Genomic DNA, 18,685 nt, shown 5'->3' on the forward strand with positions numbered 1-18,685 from the left:
TGGCTTCGGTCAGGTCTTCTCTAAAATTTATGTTTGAAAGAAAAAAATGTAAAAAAAGCACTTATCCCCCTCCCGCCGACGGGCCTTGTGTCCTTTTTTTGTGCAAATCCGGATGTAGCGCAAACGAACCTGCAGCCCAGGTGGGCTGTGGGGCTCTGCAGTCGATCGGCAATTGCACAGAATGCAAAGTTTTGAAGGGAAGTGCAGCGCGGTTGCACGGCGGTGCTCAGAGCGGACGCGGGGAGCTGACCGGCGTTCTGATGGAAAGCTATCCGCCGTTCTCCTTTCTCAATGAACAGAACCAGCTGGACGGTTTTGACGTGGATGTCGCCAAGGCCGTTGCGCAACGGCTAGGGGTGAAGCTGAAGCTGCAAACACCTTCTTGGGATGTCATCGCGGCCGGGCACTGGAACGGACGGTATGACATCTGCGTCTGCTCGATGACGCCGAGCAAGGCGCGGGCCGAGGTGTTCGACTTTCCGGTGGCGTATTACCAGTCACCGGCGGTGATCGTGGTGAATGCCAAAGACAAGGACATTGCCTCGGGCAAAGATCTGTCCGGTAAAAAAGTCGGTGTGATCAGTGCGTCGACCTATGAAGCCTATTTGAACAAGGATCTGGTGATCGAGGGCGCTGAGGACAAGCCGTTGAGCTATCCATTCGACAGCGTCCAGGTCGCGCCATACGACAACGAAACGGTCGCGTTCCAGGATCTGGCCTTGGGTGCGGGGGTGCGTCTCGATGCCATGGTCACCAACCTCATCACGGCTCGCGAACGTATCGCCCAGGATCCGCGTTTTAAAATCGCCGGCGATACGCTGTATGCGGAGCCCAACGTGGTCGCGATCGAAAAGGGTGATCCGCAATGGAATGCCAAAGTCACTGAGGTCGTCACGCAACTCAAGGCCGATGGCACGTTAAGCCGGATTTCACAGAAGTGGATCGGTGCCGATATCAGCCAATGACAGCCCTCAACCCATACCCTGCCAAGGCGGCTGCCGCCTCCGAAACTGAGCCGCATCGATTCAGCCCGCTATTGGGTTTTCGCACTCGCCTGTATTTGACCTGGGCGGTGCTGTTCGGCCTGTGCGTCACATTTTTCATGAGCTTCGATCTGAAGTTCTCGATCATTTTGCAGAAGTTGCCCAATCTGGTCGGCCTGCACCTGGGGCCTGACGGTTTCTTGCAAGGTGCCGCGCTGACGTTGTTTTTGTGTTTTTGCTCAATCTGGTTTTCGTTGCTCCTTGGTTTTGTGACGGCGCTGGCACGGCTGTCGCGCAGTGCAGTGGCGTTCGGCATTGCCAGTTTCTATGCGTCCTTTTTCCGCGGTACTCCACTGCTGATTCAGATCTTGCTGATCTACTTGGGGCTGCCGCAACTGGGGGTGGTTCCGGGTGCTATCAGCGCGGGGATCATTGCGCTCTCGCTCAATTATGGTGCTTACCTCAGCGAGATTTTTCGTGCCGGCATCATGGCTGTTGCGCCCGGGCAGCGCGAAGCAGCGATGGCGCTGGGTCTGAAGCCTGCCGCAACGTTTCTGCACATCATCCTGCCGCAAGCCATGCGCACGATCATTCCGCCGACAACCAGTCAGTTCATTTCAATGCTCAAGGACTCATCGTTGATATCGGTGATGGGCGTTTGGGAAGTGATGTTTCTGGCGCAGTCGTACGGTCGCTCGTCCTATCGCTACATCGAAATGCTCACCACCGCAGCCGTTATCTATTGGCTCCTGTCGATTGGGCTGGAGTTGATACAGAACCGTCTTGAACGCCACTACGGCAAGGGTTTCAAGCATCAGCGCTGACCCGCCCGCTTAATGACTTTTTACAGGTACTACGATGTCCGATCCAAAACCTCTTTTGTTTGCGTTATACGAGCAAGCCAGTGTTGGCTGCGGTGGCGCCCCGAGTCTGTGGACGCACCCGGCGGACGAGCGACTGAGCATCAACTCATTAGGCTACTGGTCGAACCTGGCGCGCATCGCTGACCAGGCTCATCTGGATATGCTGTTTTTTGGTGATGTGCTGGGTTTCTACGATGTGTTTGGCGGTAACGCCGACGCGGCCATGAAGTGGGCGGTGGAAGCTCCGGCCAACGATCCGTTGATGATCATTCCGGCATTGGCCGCGGTGACGGAAAACCTGGCTTTCGGCGTGACGGTCACCACCAGCTACGAGCATCCATTCACCCATGCCCGGCGCTTCAGTACGCTGGATCACCTGACCAATGGCCGGATCGGCTGGAACATCGTCACTTCCTACTTGACCAGTGCCGCTCGCAACTTCGGCCTGGAGGAGATGATCAAGCACGATGATCGCTATGATCGTGCTGATGAGTTTCTTGATGTGGTGTACAAGCTCTGGGAAGGCAGCTGGGCAAACGATGCCGTTGTGGCCGATAAGTCTCGCCAGGTGTATGCCAAGGGCGATCGTGTGCGACCGATTAATCATGTCGGCGAGCATTACCGGGTAGCCGGCCCGCATTTGACGTCTCCGTCACCGCAACGTACGCCCGTGCTGATCCAGGCGGGTTGGTCGGGCCGTGGGCGTGAGTTTGCGGCCAGGCACGCCGAGCTGATATTCATCGCCAAGTCCAACCCGCTGGAAATTCGCCAGGGACTGGAAGATATATGGACGCAGGCGAGGGCGCGGGGGCGTCGCGCTGAAGATGTTAAATCACTGACGGTGCTGCGCATTGTCACGGCCAGGACCGAGATCGAAGCCCAGCGCAAATATGACGAACTGCAAAGCAACTATCACTTGCAGGCGCAGCTGGTGAGTTATGCCGGTGATACCGGTATCGACATCAGCCGCTACGCGGACAGTGACGCGTTGTCCACTCACACCGAAGGCATGACCTCCTATGTGATGCGTCCGGATGGCAGCGGCAAGCCCTTGACCGCTGGCGATGTCAAACAGCGCTTTGCCAACGTCACCCGCGGCAGTGATCTGATTCTGGTGGGAACGCCGCAACAAGTGGCCGACCGGATCGAAGAGCACGCCCGTATTTCCGGTACCAGCGGTTACATGCTCAACCCGCTGATCAGCCCGGGCAGCCTTGAGGACTTCGTTGAACTGATCATTCCTGAACTGCAAAAACGTGGCCTGTATCGTACCCAGCCCCAGAGCGGTACTTTCCGTTCTCGGTTACGCGACGATGGCGCCAGCCATTTACCGGATTCTGCCTACGGCGCTTCGTTCCGCTTTGATAAAGGTATTTAGGATGAGCTGCCTGTGCTGTTGAATACAGGCGCCTTCCCCTGATGTAGCGCCGTTGTCATCAATCGACACAGTGTTGCCAGCTCAGTGGCTGAGGCCTTCGAAAGCACCTCACTCTGTCCCGACCCTGTTTTCCACTGACCTAGCCCAACTTTTGCGAGTTGGGCTTTTTCATGCACGTGATTTTTGCGAGGCCCTTCACGGCTGCCGCCCCGGAGGTGCCGCCCAAGCGGGTGTTCAAATCGTGCTTCGGAGGTGTAATGAGCAAGCCGTGCTATCGAATTGCCATCCATTCTTTATAATCTGCGCTGGCTGAGTCTCAGCCAAGCCAATATTACTCAGGATGTGCTGAAGCAGCTTTGATTCGTTGATACATGGCCTGGTCGGGCGAGGTGTCGGTTACCTCGCCCTTGAATAGGCAGTGCGCTCTACCAGAGCGCAATGTCATAAGTCAGGTAGAGCCGGTTGCTGTCCCGGCCTCGGGAAAAGTCCGAGCGGTAGACATAGTTACGCAGTTTCACTCCCAGGCCTTTGAAGCTGCCTTGCTGCACAACATAGGCAATTTCTGCGTCACGCTCCCATTCTTTGACAGTGCTGTTTGACTTGCCATCGTTACCGCGGAGGTAGCGCGTGGAAAAGGTCAGGCCCGGCACGCCTGCGGCGGCGAAGTTGTAGCCGTAGTTGAGCATCCAGGTTCTCTCGTCTTCCTCAATGAATTTGCCAATGCCGGCATTACTGAACGAGTAGACGGTGGCACCGCTGATGTAGGGCAGGCCGGCATCGCCGTTCAGGGCTTGATAGCCTGCGCCGATGGTATGGCCAGAGATGGCGTAGGACAGCAGCCCGCTGAGCATGGTGTTGTCAATTTTGCCAGCGTAGGCCGAGCCTGAGTCGACACTGTTGAAGTAACGCAGGTCGCTGGTCAGTGTCCCGGGGCCGAGCGGTAGGTCGTGCTGGATACCCGCGAAGTTCTGGCGATAAAAGTTCTCGAGTTCTCCATAGAAGTAGCTAAGGCGGACGCTTTTACCCCATTTGTAGTCGGCCCCGGCGTAGTTGAAGTCCCCTGACTTATCACCGCCATAGCCATCAGGCACGATCGGTACGCTGTCTGTCGAGTCGCGCAATTTAAAGCGTTCGAGATGCCCGCCGCTGAGGGTCAGGTTCTCCAGGTCACTGCTACTGATTTGGGTGCCCTGGTAGGTCTGGGGCAGCAATCGCGCATCGTTGTAAATCAGTACAGGGGTCTTGGGCAGCAGCGTGCCATATTTGAGTGTGGTCTTTGCCAGCCTTGCTTTTGCTGTAACCCCGGCACTGGCAAACTCATCGGCGGCCCGGCCGTCATCATGCACCGGCAACAGTCCGGTACCGCTACGCCCGCGGCCTGAGTCCAGCTTGAGTCCCAGCAGTCCCAGGGCATCCATGCCAAAACCGACAGTGCCCGGGGTAAATCCGGACTGGTAGTCCAGCAGGAACCCTTGAGCCCACTCGGTGCGCTCACTCTTTGCCGTTGCTGCCGCTTTCGTACTCAAACCATGCTCGTCGCGAAAGTTTTCGTTGAAATACACATTTCGCAGTTGCAGTTTGAGCGTGCTGTCATCGACGAAACCTTCGGCACTGGCACCGACCACTGGCAACATGCCTAATGCGCAGAACAGCGCCTGACGGGAATACAAAGTGCTCATGGCAAACCACTCATTGTTGTTATTGGGGGGTGCAGCAAAGCCCGCGCCTCGCTGTTTGAGGCGCGTTGGGAAGCGGTACAAAACGTTGGGTGGATCAGGTGAACAGGCTGATTGCCCCGGTGAGCAAAGCCAGCGCCGTTACCACCAGGGAGGTCAGCACTGCCCATTTAAAGGTGGCTTTCTGGAAGTCGCCAATGTCGCGATCGACCATGCCCACCAGCAACAGGGTAGAGGCCACCAGCGGGCTCATCAGGTGTACGGGCTGTCCGAGGATAGAAGCCCGGGCGATTTCAAGCGGATCGATGCCGTAAGCAGCCGCGGCATTGGCCAGGATCGGCACCACACCAAAATAGTAAGCGTCGTTGGACAGTACGAAGGTCAGCGGCATGCTGGTAATCGCCACAACCAACGGGAACAGGTGGCCCCAGGAGGGCGGAATCCAGTCGACGAGGGTTTGCGCCAGGGCATCGACCATTTTCGTCCCGGAGAAAATCCCGGCGAAGATGCCCGCGGCAAACACCAGCAGAACCACCGTCATGGCGTTGCCCGAATGAGCGAGGATGCGTTCCTTCTGAATATCCAGTTGCGGGTAGTTGATCATCAGCGCCAGGACAAAGCCGATCAAAAACAGGATGGCAGCGTGCATCAGTCCCATCACCAGCGCGGCCATCACTACAATCACTAGTACAAGATTGACGTAGGCCAGCTTTGGACGCTTGTGCGGTGTGTCTTCAAGAATCGCCTTGATGTAGCAATCGCCGCCGCCACTTTGCAGTTGGATGTTGCCGATGCGTTTGCGCTCGGCGCGGCCCAGCAGGAACGCGGTAAAGACCACCCACATCGCACCGCCGATCATGGTGGGCAGCAAGGGCACGAAGTAGGCGCCGGCATCCAGGCCCAGTGCGGCAATCGCCCGCGTCGCCGGGCCACCCCAAGGGCTCATGCCGCTCATGATGCTCAAGGACAGCATGGAGATGGTTGCCAGGATCATCGGGTTCATGCCAATGCGCTTGTACAGTGGCAGCATGGCCGCGCACGTAATCATGTAGGTCGTAGTGCCGTCGCCGTCGAGAGCCACCAGCAAAGACAGCAGGGCAGTGCCTATCGCAATCTTCATCGGGTCACCATTGACGCGCTTCAGAATCTTGCGAATCAGTGGGTCGAACAAGCCGGCGTCGATCATCAAGCCAAAAAACAGGATCGCGAACAGCAGCAATGCGGCTGACGGTGCGACCATTTTCAGGCCGTCGAGCATCATCTTGCCGGTGGTGCCGCCAAAGCCGCCGACGACAGCGAACACGATGGGCACAAGGGTGAGTGCGACGATAGGCGACAATCTCTTCGTCATGATGAGGAAGGTGAATACGACCACCATGGCCAAGCCAAGGAAAGCGAGCATAGGACGATTCTCTTGTTGTTATCGTTATAGAGGCTAATGCCGAGGCACGCGCCCCCCAACCCGCCAGGTCACACAATCAATGTGCCTGGTGGGCGGGGTAATGAGTCAGGTCGGGGGAGGGTGTTGCCCGGTCTTGTCTATCCGTTTTTAGTGACGTGCACTTCTTCCCAGGATTTTTCCGGGATCTGCTGCGCGGTCGGGAGCGCTTTCCCGTCCAGGGTCCGGATTAGGGTTTCCCGGTTGCATGCGTTTTCAGACATCGAAATGACCACGGTTGCCACAGCGTTGCTGGCCAGGCTGGTCAGTGCCCGTGCTTCAGACATAAAACGATCAACGCCAATCAGCAGCGCCAGGCCGGCCAGCGGAATGTCGTGAATCACGGTCAGGGTCGAGGCCAGCGCAACAAATCCGCTGCCGGTCACACCTGCGGCACCTTTTGAGGACAAAAGCATGATCGCCAGCATGGTGATGATTTGGGTAAGGGTCAGATCGATGTTGCAGGCCTGGGCAATGAAAATGGCAGCCAGCGACAGATAGATCGCAGTACCGTCCAGGTTGAACGAGTAGCCGGTTGGCAGTACCAGGCCTACGACGCTTTTCTTGCAGCCCAGGGCCTCGAGTTTCTCCAGCATGCGGGGCATGACAGGCTCAGTGGAGGACGTCCCGAGTACCACCAGGAACTCTTCCCGGAAGTAGCGCAGCAGTTTCCAGAGGCTGAAACCGTTAGCGCGGCAAATGCTGCCGAGTACCACGAAAACGAAGAACCCGCAGGCGATGTACAAGGTCATGATCAACTTCGCCAGCGAGCCCAGCGAGGTGATGCCGTACTGGCCAACGGTGAAGGCCAGGGCCCCGAAGGCGCCAATCGGTGCAAAGCGCATCAGGTAGGAGAAAATTTTGAAGACCATGTGCGACGCGGATTCAAGCACGTCAAGCACCGGTTTGCCACGTTCGCCCAGTGAGGACAAGGCAAAGCCGGACAGCACCGCAATGAACAGCACCGGCAGTACTTCGCCTTTACTGAATGCGCCGACAAAGGTTTCGGGGATGATGTGCATGAAAAACTCTACAACCCCCAGCTTGGCCGCCGACTCGGTGTACTGGGCCAGGCCGCTGGTGTTCAACTGGCCTGGATCAATGTTCATGCCAGCGCCCGGCTGGAAAACATAGACCGCAACCAGGCCGATGCACAGGCTGATGACCGTCAGGCCCAGAAACAGCAGCATGGTTTTGCTCAGCAGACGACCGAGTGAGCGTTTGTCACTCATTCCGGCGATGCCAGTGACGATGGTGCAGAACACGACGGGCGCAATCATCATCTTGATGAGCTTGATGAACGCATCACCCAGTGGCTTTAGGGCGATCGCTTGCTGGGCCCAGAAATGTCCAACGATGATCCCCAGCACGACCGCGCAAAGGATTTGGACGTAGAGCGATTTAAAATATTTCATGGCATCACTCATTTTTTAGAATTGTGCTGATGCAAAAAATGCCGTCGACTGCAGGAGTCTACCCGGCCAGTCTCTGAGAATCAGTGGCGTAGACATAGCCGGAAAACAGCCGGCGTGCGGTTCGTACCACCGAAGCCTGGATGGTCTCGCCCTTGTCGCCGGTATATGACAATACGACATCAATCCCGCCGCTTGGGTGCTCGATACGCACCTTGTCGAGACGCGGGACGCTCACGCCTCCCAGCATGCGCGCAACAATGCTGCCTTCAATGACGCAGGCAGTGGCCAGACCGATGGAGCCGGTAATGGCAAGGGCGCGGTGGCAGTTGTGCGGCATGAAGTAGCGAACCTGAATCGTCCCGCCCGCTTTGGCCGGCGACACCAGCACGGGTTTGGGAATCACTTTGTCGCTGACGTCACCCAGGCCCATTGCAATGCCCGCTTGAAGGCGCAACGACTCAAGGCGTTGCAGAAACACGCTGTCGGCATCCAGTTCTGCGGGGCTTTCATCTCCCCGTTTGCCTAATTGACCCGCTTCAACCAGCAGCATGGGCATGGCCATGTCGATGCAGGTGACGGCAATGCCATCAAACACATCCTGGGTCTTTCCGGTAGGGAAAAGCTTGCCGGTCTTGCTGCCAGCCGCATCAAGAAAGGTCAGTTGCACCGGGGCAGCCGTGCCGGGCACACCGTCGATTGCAGTTTCGCCCTCATAACTGACTTTGCCATCCGGTGTTTGTACGTCGGAATCGACGAATGTGCCGGTGTTCAAGTTACGAATCCGTACGCGGGTTACCCCGGTTCTGGCCTTGACCAGGCCCTGTTCGATAGCAAAGGGGCCGACGGCACACAACATGTTGCCGCAGTTGGGCGCACTGTCTACCCGACGCTGCGAAACCATCACTTGCACGAACAGATAATCAACATCTGCATCCGGGTGCAGCGAAGGGCTGACGATAGCCACCTTGCTGGTTTGCGGGCTGCCACCGCCAATGCCATCGATTTCCAGTTCATGACCAGAGCCCATCAGATTGAGCAGTAGCTCATCACGGTCTTGAACAGCTGCAGGCAGATCCCAGGCAAGGAATACCGGGCCTTTGGAGGTACCGCCGCGCATTAGCACACAGGGAATTCTTTGCATGGCACTGACTCTTGTTGATCAATCGAGGTAATTGATGCTTGCGGGACAAGAGTCTCAATGTTTTAAAGATGTTTCCAATGCAAAGATTTGAGGCATTATTGCGTTTCGCGCATGATAAATAGGCGCCCGAGGTTGATCCCAACCGGTTTGCTGACGAGGCAAAAAATGGATTATGAGCTGAATGACATCCGATCTTTCGTGAAGATCGCCGAACTTGGCAGCTTTCACGAAGCAGCCGATGCGCTGCATCTTTCTCAGCCGGCGCTGAGCCGCCGAATCAAAAAGCTGGAGGAGGGGTTGGGCACGGCATTGCTTGATCGCACCACCCGCAAGGTGAGCCTGACGAGTGTAGGTCGGGACTTTCTGCCCAAAGCCCGCCGGTTACTGGATGACTTCGATGAGTCGATTCTCAATATCCGCGAACTGGCCGAGCGCCAGATCGGCAGGGTGACTTTGGCGTGCATACCCACAGCTGCTTTCTACTTCTTGCCCTCAGTGATTCGTCTCTATAACGAGCGCTACCCTAAAATCCGCATCCGTTTGCTGGACTTGAGTGCGAATGAAGGGCTTGAGGCCGTGCTGCGTGGAGAGGCCGATTTTGGCATCAACATGATGAGTGGGCAGCACCCGGACATTGAGTTTGTGCCACTGGTCATAGAACCTTTTGTCCTGGCCTGTCGGCGTGATCACGAGCTGGCCGGGCGCAGTTCGGTCACCTGGTCTGAGCTCAGTGATTATCGGCTTATTGGCGTCGGTCGCCTGAGCGGGAACCGCATGCTGCTGGATCACGCCTTGTCCGGTTTGAGCTGGCGTCCACAGTGGTTCTACGAAGTGCAGCACTTGTCTACGTCCCTGGGACTGGTGGAAGCCGGGCTGGGCGTATCGGCAATGCCAAGCCTGGCAATGCCTGCGGACGATCACCCGACCCTGGTCAGTGTCCCGTTGATAGAGCCCGTGGTGAACCGGTCGCTGGGACTGGTTTACCGTCGGGGGGCATCGCTCTCCCCGGCGGCAGAGAAGTTCGTCTCAATACTGCTAGAACAATGGCCGCAATAAACCTGCCGAGTTTGCCTGGCGCGTGGCGGGCACCAAAAAAGCCCGCCTGCCGGGGAGCAGGCGGGCCTTCCGGGTACGCTGCCCTGTAACAGTCGTTGCTGTAAGACTGTCAGCGGCAGCTCTGTGCCCCCGACGCTTAGCCCCCCGATCACGGCTTTTTTGCATACCGTGCTTTTTCGCGGCGACAAATCCTGAGACAATAATTGTTAATGATTCGCATAATCATTATGTCTATATATTAACAATATCGGGATCTCACCTATGTCGTGCGTCACACCGCTGCGTTTTTTCAACCCTTCGCGTGATCTTTTGGCCATGGCCATATGCATGGCTACCCTGACACCGGCCTTGGCTGAAGACAGCAGTGCGGGGCAGGAGAAACCCGGGTCGACGACTTTGGAACTGGGCGCCACTGAAGTCACCAGCACTCAACTGGGCAGCACTACCGAAGGTTCCAGTTCCTATACCACCGGCTCAATGTCGACGGCGACCAAGCTGCCGATGACAATGCGCGAAACGCCACAGGCCGTTACCGTCATTACGCGTCAGCGCATGGACGACCTGGCCATGACCGACATCAACGACGTGGTGAAGGCGACCCCCGGCTTGTTTCTCGATTTTTCCAGCGGCCCTGGCCGACAGTCATACTCGGCCCGCGGTTTTGACATCGATAACTTGATGTACGACGGCATCCCGAGCGGCTACCAAGGCGCGACTGTCGGCGCCCAGCCGAACCTGGCGATGTTCGACAGGGTTGAGGTGGTGCGCGGCGCCACGGGGCTGGTGACCGGTGCAGGCAACCCTTCGGCGGCCATCAACCTGGTACGCAAGCGGCCACTGGCCGAACAAAAAGTCACCCTGACCGGAGCCGCCGGAAGCTGGGACGATTACCGCGGCGAACTCGACGCCTCCAGCCCGCTCAATGACAATGGCACCCTGCGCGGCCGGGTCGTGACGTCTTACCGTGACGCCAACAGCTTTGTCGATGGGGCAGAAGAACAGCACGGCCTGTTCTATGCGGTCACCGAAGCCGACCTTAGCGAAGACACCACCCTGACCCTGGGTTTTTCACACCAGAAGGACAAGACCAATTACTTTTGGGGCTCTTCGATGATCGGCCTGGATGGCCATCATCTGGATCTGCCGCGTTCGTACAACCCCGGCACTGACTGGGAGAACAAGGACCAGGAGATCAACACGGTTTTTGCCGAGCTTCGTCATCATCTCGCCAATGGCTGGCAGCTTCAGCTCAATGCCAACTACGCCGAACAGAACGCGCTGTTCACCGGCTCTTACCAGTCGCGCTGGGTCGACAACACATTGGCCCGCACGGTCTATCAGTCTGCTCACGATGAAAACCAGGCTGGCCTGGATGCGTTTGCCAGCGGGCCTTTCGAAGCATTCGGGCGCACCCATGAACTGGTGGTGGGGGCCAGCAAGCGCATCTACGACATGGACACCCGCGATTACGCCCCGTACGACACCAACTGGCCGCTCAATGCCGGCAAACCGGACTTCGTGCACACGGGCAATGTCCGCGAAGTGACCACCCAGGATGGCCTGTACATGACCACCCGGCTGAGCCTGGCCGACCCGTTGAAGTTGATCCTCGGCGGACGCCTGGACTGGTATGACTACGATAACCGGGATGCCGATGGCGACTACAAGGTCACCCGTAACGTCACCCGCTACGCAGGCCTGATCTACGATCTGGACGATCATCACTCGGTCTACGCCAGCTACAGCGATATCTTCACCCCGCAGAGCTCCAAGGACACTTCCGCGACGCCGGTCAAACCGATTATCGGCAAGAACTACGAAGTGGGCATCAAGGGCGAGTACTTCGACGGCGGGCTGAATGCGAGCCTGGCGCTGTTCCGCATCGACCAGGAAAACCGCGCCGTGCAGGTGTTCGTACCGGACTGCCCGCAGTCTGCCTGCTATGAGGCCTCCGGCGAGATTCGCAGCCAGGGTATCGACTTCGAACTGCAAGGCGCCTTGACCGAGAACTGGCAGGTAGGCGGTGGCTATACCTACGCCCGTGTGCACACCCTCAAGGATGCCGCCAACCCGCAAAACGAGAACCAGCGCTTTGACACTGACACGCCAGAGCACATGTTCAAGATGTCCACGGTCTATCACTTCCAGGGCCCGCTGGAAAAACTGCGTGTCGGCGGCAATATTTCCTGGCAGAGCCGTATGTACAACGACGTCGAACTGCTCGATGGCAGCCACTACCGCCTCAAGCAGGGCGCCTACGCCACCACCGACCTGATGGCCGGATACCGGGTCAACCAGCACCTTGACCTGCAGCTCAACGCCAACAACATTTTTGACCGCGAGTACTACTCGTCCATCTCCAAGTCCGTGAAGTATGGTGGCGACACCTACGGCAGCCCCCGCAACCTGCTGCTGACCGCCAAATACAGCTTCTGAGTTGGCCTGGCGCAGGGACGCGCCAAGCAATGGGGACTGACCGCATCACCAGGGTTTCTATCTCCCTTTCAGAATCGCAGCACCTGCACAAATCTTCTAAACGGTTTTTTCCAAAGCGCGGTAACGTAGTGGTTCGCCCACTTCAACGCTGAACGATCGCCTTTGGAGCTTTCCATGGATAAGCGCAACTGGATCGAGCTTTCCCAGGATGCCGATACCGGGATTGAGTCGATTCGTGCTCATTTTCAGGGGCATGCCTACGATCCGCACTGGCATGACAGCTTTCTGGTGGGGGTGACCGAGCAGGGGGTGCAGCAGTTCAATTGCCGACGGGTTCGTCACCTCAGTACTCCGGGCAAGGTATTCATGCTGGAGCCGGGGGAGATCCATGACGGACATGCGCCGACTGACGAGGGGTTCACCTACTCCATGCTTTACCTCGATCCGCGCTGGCTGGAGCGGGAGGTGTTCGCGTTGTTTGAAGACGCTCCGGCCAACAGTCAGCCCGGCTTTGCCGACACCCTGAGCCAGGACCCGGGCCTGGCCACTGCTATTTATCAAGCCTTCCAGGTGCTCCATGAAGGTGACTTGCGCATCGTGCGCCAGAGCGCGCTCGATGCCTTGCTGGGTTCGCTGACGTGTCACCTTGACTGGCGCAAACGCCAGGGCGTTGATCCGCGCCTGCCGTTGGTGGCTCAGGTTGCGCGTGACTATCTGCATGCTCATGCCTACGAGGACATCGGGCTGGATGAGGTGGCCCAAGCCTGTGGTGTTGATCGCTTTCGCTTGACCCGGGCCTTCAAGGCCGCGTTTGGCTTGGCGCCTCACGCGTATCTGATCCAGCTGCGCCTGGCCAAGGCCCGGCAGTTGCTGGCGCGGGGTGGTTCACCCGCGCAGGTGGCCAGTGCGCTCGGTTTTGCTGATCAAAGCCATATGGGGCGCTGGTTCCGTCGTGCTTATCAGCTTACTCCAGCGGATTACCGCAAGCGCTGCTCAAACCTTCCAGACTGAATCCCGCTGATCCGTGACCATGGCTTCCTGTTTGATCAAGGAGCCATGCCATGCCGTTTTCATCAATCATTCCTGCGCTGCCGATGCGCCTTCAGGGAGTCTGAACCGTGGAGTCGTTGCTGCCTTTTCTGTTGTTTGCATTCGTCGCCTCGATTACCCCGGGGCCGACCAATATTCTGGTGTTGAGCCACAGTTCGCGGCGCGGTCTGAGTGCCACCTTGCCGATCATTTTTTCAGCATGCCTGGCGGCGGCGCTGATAGTGTTTGCCGTAGGGCTCGGCATGGGCGAGACACTGCTGCGCTTTGCGCGGGTGCAGCAGGTGATGGCCTGGGTCGGGGTGCTTTGGTTGAGTTGGCTGGCCTGGCAGATATTTCAAAGCGCGTCGCCATCCCTGGATCCGGCCGCCTCGCGTGGCGAGGGACTTGGCGTGTTCGGTGCCGCCACCCTGCAATTGGTCAACCCCAAGGTCTGGATGATGGCGGTGGCGGTGGCGAGCGTGTTTGTCGGGGGCGGCGACAAGACCGTGCGGCTGGCGATGTTGTCGTTGGTGTTTCTACTGGTTTCGTTACCGTGCATGACGCTCTGGGCATTACTCGGCGTGGGCAGTGCCCGGGCTTTTGGTTCGCCACGGGCATTCAGGCACATGAACCGCGCATTGGCTGTTCTGCTGCTGACGTCGGCCTGGCTGACCATGCTGGTATAGCTCGGTTCCGCGGCGGCAGGGGGGCAGGTTTGTGATCATGCCCCCAAGCGCCTGAGCGCATTCAAATGGAGCGCTGATTGACCCGTCGGGTCAGTTCTTCGGCTGATTCCTTGCGCTCTGAATACCGGTCAACCAGCTCCGGGTGATCCCGCAGCAACAGGGTGAACTTCAGCAGTTCTTCCATGACATCCACCACCCGGTCGTACAGCGCGGAGGGTTTCATGCGGTTCTCTTCGTCAAACTCCAGATAGGCCTTCGGCACGGAAGACTGATTGGGGATCGTGAACATCCGCATCCAGCGGCCCAGCACCCGCAGTTGGTTCACCACGTTAAAGGACTGGGAGCCGCCGCTGACCTGCATCAGCGCGAGTGTTTTGCCCTGGGTCGGGCGTACCGCGCCTAACGCCAGCGGCACCCAGTCTATTTGCGCCTTGAACACGGCAGACATGGAGCCATGGCGCTCCGGTGAGCACCAGACCTGTCCCTCAGACCACTGCATCAGTTCGAGCAGCTCCTGAACTTTCGGGTGGTCGGTGGGGGCGTCATCCGGCAGCGGCAGGCCCGAGGGGTTGAAGATCCGTGTTTCGGCACCCAGGTGGTCGAGCAAGCGGGCGGCCTCTTCGGTCAGCAGGCGGCTGAATGAGCGCTCGCGGGTCGAGCCGTACAGCAGCAGGATTCGCGGCTTGTGCGGGCCGTCGCCGTCGCCGTCACGGGCTTCGGGTTGAAACAATGAGGTGTCGAGATTGGGCAGCATGGCAGGCTCCGGTTACAGGGTGCTGATGCGGTCGAGTTCCCGCTGTAAGGCGGCGCGATCCAGTTGGGCAAAGGGCAGGGCGAAGAATGCTCGGCAGCGTGTTTCGATACGCGACAGGGTTGAGTGAAAGGCCGCCGAGACTGCGGCTTCGTCGCCCTGCACCTCAGACGGATCTTCCAGCCCCCAGTGGGCTTTGAGTGCCGGGCCGAAGTACACCGGGCACGCTTCGCCGGCGGCCTTGCCGCAGACGGTAATGACAATATCCGGCGGGCAGTCCTGAAAAGCATCGTTGCCTTTGCTGCTCAACCCTTCGATGCCGATGCCGGCCTCTTGCAGCGTGGTCAGGCTGCGTGGCAGCACCTGGCCTTTGGGAAAACTGCCGGAACTGACGGCCTGGAAGCCTTCTGGCGCGAGGTGATTGAACATCGCTTCAGACAAAATGCTGCGGCAGCTATTGGCGGTACACATAAACAGAACGCGCATGGTGTTTACTCTTCGCGGAGGTACAGGCATTAAAGGCTCAGGCGCAAGGCCAGGGCTGACAAGGTGATGAGCAGAATCGGCAGGGTCAGGATCACGCCGACCTTGAAGTAGTAACCCCAGGTAATACGGATGCCCTTGCGCGCCAGAACATGCAGCCACAGCAGCGTTGCCAGGCTACCGATCGGGGTGATTTTGGGGCCGAGGTCAGAGCCGATGACGTTGGCGTAGATCATGGCTTCACGCACCACGCCGCTGGCATCACTGGCTTGAATTGACAGCGCCCCCAGCAATACCGCGGGCATGTTGTTCATGGCCGATGAAAGCAAGGCCATGATCACGCCGGTCCCCAGCGTAGCGCCCCAGATACCGAACGCGGCCAGATGGTTCAGGGCCAGCGTCAGATAGGTGGTGAGGCCGGCATTCTTAAGCCCGTAGACCACCAGGTACATGCCCAGCGAGAAGGTCACGACTTGCCAGGGCGCCTCGCGCAGTACACGGCGAGTTGAAATGACATGGCCGCGCGCTGCCACAGCGAGCAACAGGGCTGCACAGACCGCCGCAATGGCGCTGATCGGAACGCCCAATGGCTCCAGTGCGAACAGCCCGACCAGCAACAGGATCAAGACAAGCCAGCCGACGAAAAAGGTCAGGGGATCGCGTATGGCAAGTCGCGGATCCGGCAGGTCGTCCAGCGAATAATGCCGGGGGATATCACGGCGGAAAAACCCGTACAGCACGAGCAGTGTGGCACTCACTGCAACGACGTTGACCGGCACCATGATCGATGCGTACTCGCTGAACCCCAGACCAAAGTAGTCGGCTGACACGATGTTGACGAGGTTCGATACCACCAGCGGCAAGCTGGCGGTATCGGCAATAAACCCGGCAGCCATGACAAATGCCAAGGTAGAGGCGGGAGAAAAACGCAACGCGAGCAGTATCGAAATCACGATGGGGGTCAGGATCAGGGCTGCACCGTCATTGGCGAACAGCGCGCTGACACCCGCACCCAGCAGTACGGTGAAAATGAACAGGCGTCGACCGTCACCCTTGGCCCAGCGTGCCACATGCAGGGCTGCCCACTGGAAGAACCCGGCTTCGTCGAGCAACAGGCTGATGATAATGACGGCGATAAACGTGGCGGTGGCGTTCCAGACAATGCCCCACACCAGCGGAATGTCATTCAGGCTCACGACGCCGGCAATCAGTGCCAGCACCGCGCCCAGCGAGGCACTCCAGCCGACACCGAGACCTTTGGGCTGCCAGATGACCAATACCAGGGTGAACAAAAAAATCGCGAATGCAATGAGCATGAGAAGTCTCGACGGGCGCTGGATCAGCAGCAGGCGGTGGTGTTGAGAGGGCGGTCGCCCATTGCGTTGAGCCGGACCGTGTTGGCTTCCAGCCACTCGGCGTTGGCCGTGAGGGTGGTCTGCAGTACGGCCCGTACCCATTCCGGCAATTCGGGATTGAGCCGGTAGTACACCCACTGACCCTGACGACGGTCGAGCAGCAACCCGCACCCGCGGAGTTGAGCGAGATGGCGGGATATTTTCGGCTGGCTGTCATTCAGGGCGCAGACCAGCTCACACACGCACAGCTCGCCCTCACGGGCAATGAGCAAGGTGGCCCGCGCGCGGGTTTCATCAGACAGGCATTTGAAGAGGGCGGCTGGACTTGGCATGGGGAGGGTGGCTCAGTACATATGGTTGTCCGAATATACGGATATCCATATGTATTGTCCAAGCCTGTCTCGATCAAAGACAGAGCCGCAACGCTGTGGCAGGCACGGGATTGCAGTCGGTCAGAGAGCAGGTGCCACCGCTGGTGGTCACCTGTTTATCTCGTCGGGTTGTAGCGGGTTCACGGTTGAGCCACGGTCAACGCAGCGTCGATGCATACGCTTCAAGCTGATCGATAACGCAATTCCAGCCCTCAAAGAACCCCATCTTCTCGTGCTGTTCCCGCGTCGCATCATCGGGGTGCATGACTTTGACGTTGTACCGGCATCCCGTGCCTTCGTCGGTCATCGTGATGATTGCGGTGAAGCCCAGCCAGGGTGTGGCAGGGCGCCATCCAGCGGTCAGCATCGAGGTGACGACCAGGCACGATTGCGGGATGACGTGCAGGAAACTGCCGGGGTTATCACTGCTCTGGCCATCCGGGCCTTTCATGAGGGTGTGAAACGCGCCACCCGGCTTCAAGTCAAAGGCGAGAACCTCAGTTGTCCAGGGCTTGGGACACCACCACTCCTTAAGCCGCTCCGGCTCGGACCATGCTTGCCATAACGCGGCACGCGACGCATTTAACACGCGGGAAATAACCAGATCTTGAGACTCAGCGCTTGCGGTTTGTTCTGTAGACATTGCTCCGCTCCTCTTGAGTGATCGACAAAATAGGGCAGGCAGACGGATCCCACGCACTGCCATTACCCGGCCTGCTGGTAGTGGAACGCTTCACTGAACAAGCAATTATAGTCAACCGCAGCATCAGGCAGGGTTCACAGAACGGTGCTTTTATTCCTTTGCGGAATGCATTATATAAATTTAATGAATTTTTATTATTTGAAGGGCTGGCGTAGTGTTATCTGACGACAGGGAGAATCGTCTTGAAATCATCCTCTACCCACGCCTCATCAAAATTTGATGCCTCACGGGCCAATGAGTACGCCAGGCAGAGTCGTATTGCCCTGGCAGGATATGACGCCTGCCATGAGCTGGCGGCCTGCATGCTGGCGGCAAGCCTTGGCACTGTGCCCACGGCCAATGTTCTGGTGGTCGGCGCTGGAGGCACGGCCCAAGAAATTATCGCGATGGCAGCGCTGGAACCGGGTTGGCGTTTCACGGCCGTCGACCCTTCCGAGCCGATGCTGGAAGCCGCAGCGCAGCAGTTGAAGGCAAGCGGACTGCTTGCACGCGTGGACATGCAGCTTGGCCATGTTCATGACCTGCCCGCAGACCGGCGATACGACGCGGCCACCTTGATCGGTGTGCTCTACCATGTGCCGGGCGATGAGGCCAAGGGGGCGCTTCTGCGATCCATACAGATGCTTCTGAAACCCGGTGCGCCGCTGGTGCTGGCGGGCAACCAATACGCCTATGCCAGCCAGCCGCTGTTGCTCGATGCCTGGGGTCAACGCTGGCGGCAGCAGGGTGCCAGCGCCGATGAAGTGAAGGCCAGGCTCGGGAAGATTCTCCAGGGCGCCGACCCTCCACATTCCGAGGCCGCCGTTCAACAGCTGCTGCATGAAGCCGGATTCGGCGACGCGACCCGGTTTTTCAGCAGTTTGTTCTGGGGCGCCTGGCTGACCTGCAAGGTCTGACAGACAATGGGCCGGCTGCCGGGGC

The 18,685-nt window shown here is 58.4% G+C and carries 16 protein-coding genes and 1 pseudogene; 8 read left to right on the forward strand and 9 right to left on the reverse strand.

The features are described 5' to 3' along the window. Positions 1–236: 236 nt before the first annotated feature. The 3 genes and pseudogenes from AWM69_RS10565 to AWM69_RS10575 all read left to right on the forward strand — a co-directional run. A pseudogene (locus AWM69_RS10565) lies at positions 237–965 on the forward strand (ABC transporter substrate-binding protein); the annotation flags it as partial. Then, a complete protein-coding gene (locus AWM69_RS10570; RefSeq protein WP_218726670.1) occupies positions 962–1,807 on the forward strand; it encodes an amino acid ABC transporter permease in 846 nt (281 codons plus the stop codon). The pseudogene AWM69_RS10565 and the gene AWM69_RS10570, both read left to right, overlap by 4 nt. Positions 1,808–1,841: 34 nt before the next feature. Next, the gene (locus AWM69_RS10575; RefSeq protein ID WP_218726671.1) at positions 1,842–3,224 is read left to right on the forward strand and encodes an LLM class flavin-dependent oxidoreductase; all 1,383 of its coding nucleotides are present in this window, start codon (positions 1,842–1,844) and stop codon (positions 3,222–3,224) included. 425 nt (positions 3,225–3,649) lie between these two features. Here AWM69_RS10575 and AWM69_RS10580 read toward each other — a convergent pair whose 3' ends face one another. The 4 genes from AWM69_RS10580 to AWM69_RS10595 form a co-directional block, all read right to left on the reverse strand. After that, positions 3,650–4,903: an OprD family porin gene (locus AWM69_RS10580; RefSeq protein WP_218726672.1), complete on the reverse strand. Its 1,254-nt coding sequence runs from the start codon at positions 4,901–4,903 to the stop codon at positions 3,650–3,652. 94 nt (positions 4,904–4,997) lie between these two features. Then, positions 4,998–6,302 (reverse strand): CitMHS family transporter, encoded by a 1,305-nt coding sequence (locus tag AWM69_RS10585; protein ID WP_218726673.1) that lies wholly within the window; start codon positions 6,300–6,302, stop codon positions 4,998–5,000. A gap of 137 nt (positions 6,303–6,439) precedes the next feature. Further along, positions 6,440–7,765 carry a dicarboxylate/amino acid:cation symporter gene (locus tag AWM69_RS10590; protein WP_218726674.1) on the reverse strand — a complete coding sequence of 442 codons (1,326 nt, stop codon included), beginning with the start codon at positions 7,763–7,765 and terminating at the stop codon, positions 6,440–6,442. A 46-nt stretch (positions 7,766–7,811) separates the two neighbouring features. Next, a complete protein-coding gene (locus AWM69_RS10595) occupies positions 7,812–8,894 on the reverse strand; it encodes a 4-oxalomesaconate tautomerase (protein WP_218726675.1) in 1,083 nt (360 codons plus the stop codon). A gap of 165 nt (positions 8,895–9,059) precedes the next feature. Here AWM69_RS10595 and AWM69_RS10600 point away from each other — a divergent pair, with 165 nt between their 5' ends. From AWM69_RS10600 to AWM69_RS10615, 4 genes are all read left to right on the forward strand, one after another. Continuing rightward, positions 9,060–9,950, forward strand: coding sequence for a LysR family transcriptional regulator (locus AWM69_RS10600; protein WP_131654381.1), 891 nt, complete (start codon positions 9,060–9,062; stop codon positions 9,948–9,950). Positions 9,951–10,211: 261 nt separating this feature from the next. After that, complete coding sequence (locus AWM69_RS10605) at positions 10,212–12,386, forward strand: TonB-dependent siderophore receptor (protein WP_218726676.1); 2,175 nt, start codon at positions 10,212–10,214, stop codon at positions 12,384–12,386. A gap of 174 nt (positions 12,387–12,560) precedes the next feature. After that, complete coding sequence (locus AWM69_RS10610) at positions 12,561–13,397, forward strand: AraC family transcriptional regulator (RefSeq protein WP_218726677.1); 837 nt, start codon at positions 12,561–12,563, stop codon at positions 13,395–13,397. A gap of 107 nt (positions 13,398–13,504) precedes the next feature. Then, positions 13,505–14,101 (forward strand): LysE family translocator, encoded by a 597-nt coding sequence (locus tag AWM69_RS10615; RefSeq protein WP_218726678.1) that lies wholly within the window; start codon positions 13,505–13,507, stop codon positions 14,099–14,101. 61 nt (positions 14,102–14,162) lie between these two features. Here AWM69_RS10615 and arsH read toward each other — a convergent pair whose 3' ends face one another. From arsH to AWM69_RS10640, 5 genes are all read right to left on the reverse strand, one after another. Then, positions 14,163–14,855, reverse strand: a complete 693-nt coding sequence (arsH, locus tag AWM69_RS10620; protein WP_218726679.1) for an arsenical resistance protein ArsH — start codon at positions 14,853–14,855, stop codon at positions 14,163–14,165. Between the two features lie 12 nt (positions 14,856–14,867). Next, on the reverse strand, positions 14,868–15,338 hold the full coding sequence (locus tag AWM69_RS10625) for an arsenate reductase ArsC (protein ID WP_218726680.1): 471 nt from the start codon (positions 15,336–15,338) through the stop codon (positions 14,868–14,870). A gap of 29 nt (positions 15,339–15,367) precedes the next feature. Beyond that, on the reverse strand, positions 15,368–16,651 hold the full coding sequence (locus tag AWM69_RS10630) for an arsenic transporter (protein WP_218726682.1): 1,284 nt from the start codon (positions 16,649–16,651) through the stop codon (positions 15,368–15,370). A gap of 23 nt (positions 16,652–16,674) precedes the next feature. Then, complete coding sequence (locus AWM69_RS10635) at positions 16,675–17,022, reverse strand: metalloregulator ArsR/SmtB family transcription factor (RefSeq protein WP_218726684.1); 348 nt, start codon at positions 17,020–17,022, stop codon at positions 16,675–16,677. A 196-nt stretch (positions 17,023–17,218) separates the two neighbouring features. Beyond that, the gene (locus tag AWM69_RS10640) at positions 17,219–17,704 is read right to left on the reverse strand and encodes an SRPBCC family protein (RefSeq protein ID WP_218726685.1); all 486 of its coding nucleotides are present in this window, start codon (positions 17,702–17,704) and stop codon (positions 17,219–17,221) included. Between the two features lie 242 nt (positions 17,705–17,946). Here AWM69_RS10640 and AWM69_RS10645 point away from each other — a divergent pair, with 242 nt between their 5' ends. Continuing rightward, on the forward strand, positions 17,947–18,660 hold the full coding sequence (locus tag AWM69_RS10645) for a cyclopropane-fatty-acyl-phospholipid synthase family protein (protein ID WP_218726687.1): 714 nt from the start codon (positions 17,947–17,949) through the stop codon (positions 18,658–18,660). The last annotated feature ends 25 nt before the right edge of the window (positions 18,661–18,685 follow it).

The sequence above is a fragment of the Pseudomonas sp. D1HM genome, assembly GCF_019266105.1.
GTDB lineage: Bacteria > Pseudomonadota > Gammaproteobacteria > Pseudomonadales > Pseudomonadaceae > Aquipseudomonas > Aquipseudomonas taetrolens.

What these genes read in the sequence shown, in the direction of transcription:
- AWM69_RS10585 (WP_218726673.1), bottom strand. Translation starts at nt 6,302, where the DNA reads ATGCTCGCTTTCCTTGGCTTGGCCATGGTGGTCGTATTCACCTTCCTC.
- AWM69_RS10610 (WP_218726677.1), top strand. Translation starts at nt 12,561, where the DNA reads ATGGATAAGCGCAACTGGATCGAGCTTTCCCAGGATGCCGATACCGGG.
- AWM69_RS10625 (WP_218726680.1), bottom strand. Translation starts at nt 15,338, where the DNA reads ATGCGCGTTCTGTTTATGTGTACCGCCAATAGCTGCCGCAGCATTTTG.
- AWM69_RS10570 (WP_218726670.1), top strand. Translation starts at nt 962, where the DNA reads ATGACAGCCCTCAACCCATACCCTGCCAAGGCGGCTGCCGCCTCCGAA.
- arsH (WP_218726679.1), bottom strand. Translation starts at nt 14,855, where the DNA reads ATGCTGCCCAATCTCGACACCTCATTGTTTCAACCCGAAGCCCGTGAC.
- AWM69_RS10590 (WP_218726674.1), bottom strand. Translation starts at nt 7,765, where the DNA reads ATGAGTGATGCCATGAAATATTTTAAATCGCTCTACGTCCAAATCCTT.
- AWM69_RS10595 (WP_218726675.1), bottom strand. Translation starts at nt 8,894, where the DNA reads ATGCAAAGAATTCCCTGTGTGCTAATGCGCGGCGGTACCTCCAAAGGC.
- AWM69_RS10580 (WP_218726672.1), bottom strand. Translation starts at nt 4,903, where the DNA reads ATGAGCACTTTGTATTCCCGTCAGGCGCTGTTCTGCGCATTAGGCATG.
- AWM69_RS10640 (WP_218726685.1), bottom strand. Translation starts at nt 17,704, where the DNA reads ATGTCTACAGAACAAACCGCAAGCGCTGAGTCTCAAGATCTGGTTATT.
- AWM69_RS10630 (WP_218726682.1), bottom strand. Translation starts at nt 16,651, where the DNA reads ATGCTCATTGCATTCGCGATTTTTTTGTTCACCCTGGTATTGGTCATC.
- AWM69_RS10635 (WP_218726684.1), bottom strand. Translation starts at nt 17,022, where the DNA reads ATGCCAAGTCCAGCCGCCCTCTTCAAATGCCTGTCTGATGAAACCCGC.
- AWM69_RS10600 (WP_131654381.1), top strand. Translation starts at nt 9,060, where the DNA reads ATGGATTATGAGCTGAATGACATCCGATCTTTCGTGAAGATCGCCGAA.
- AWM69_RS10605 (WP_218726676.1), top strand. Translation starts at nt 10,212, where the DNA reads ATGTCGTGCGTCACACCGCTGCGTTTTTTCAACCCTTCGCGTGATCTT.
- AWM69_RS10575 (WP_218726671.1), top strand. Translation starts at nt 1,842, where the DNA reads ATGTCCGATCCAAAACCTCTTTTGTTTGCGTTATACGAGCAAGCCAGT.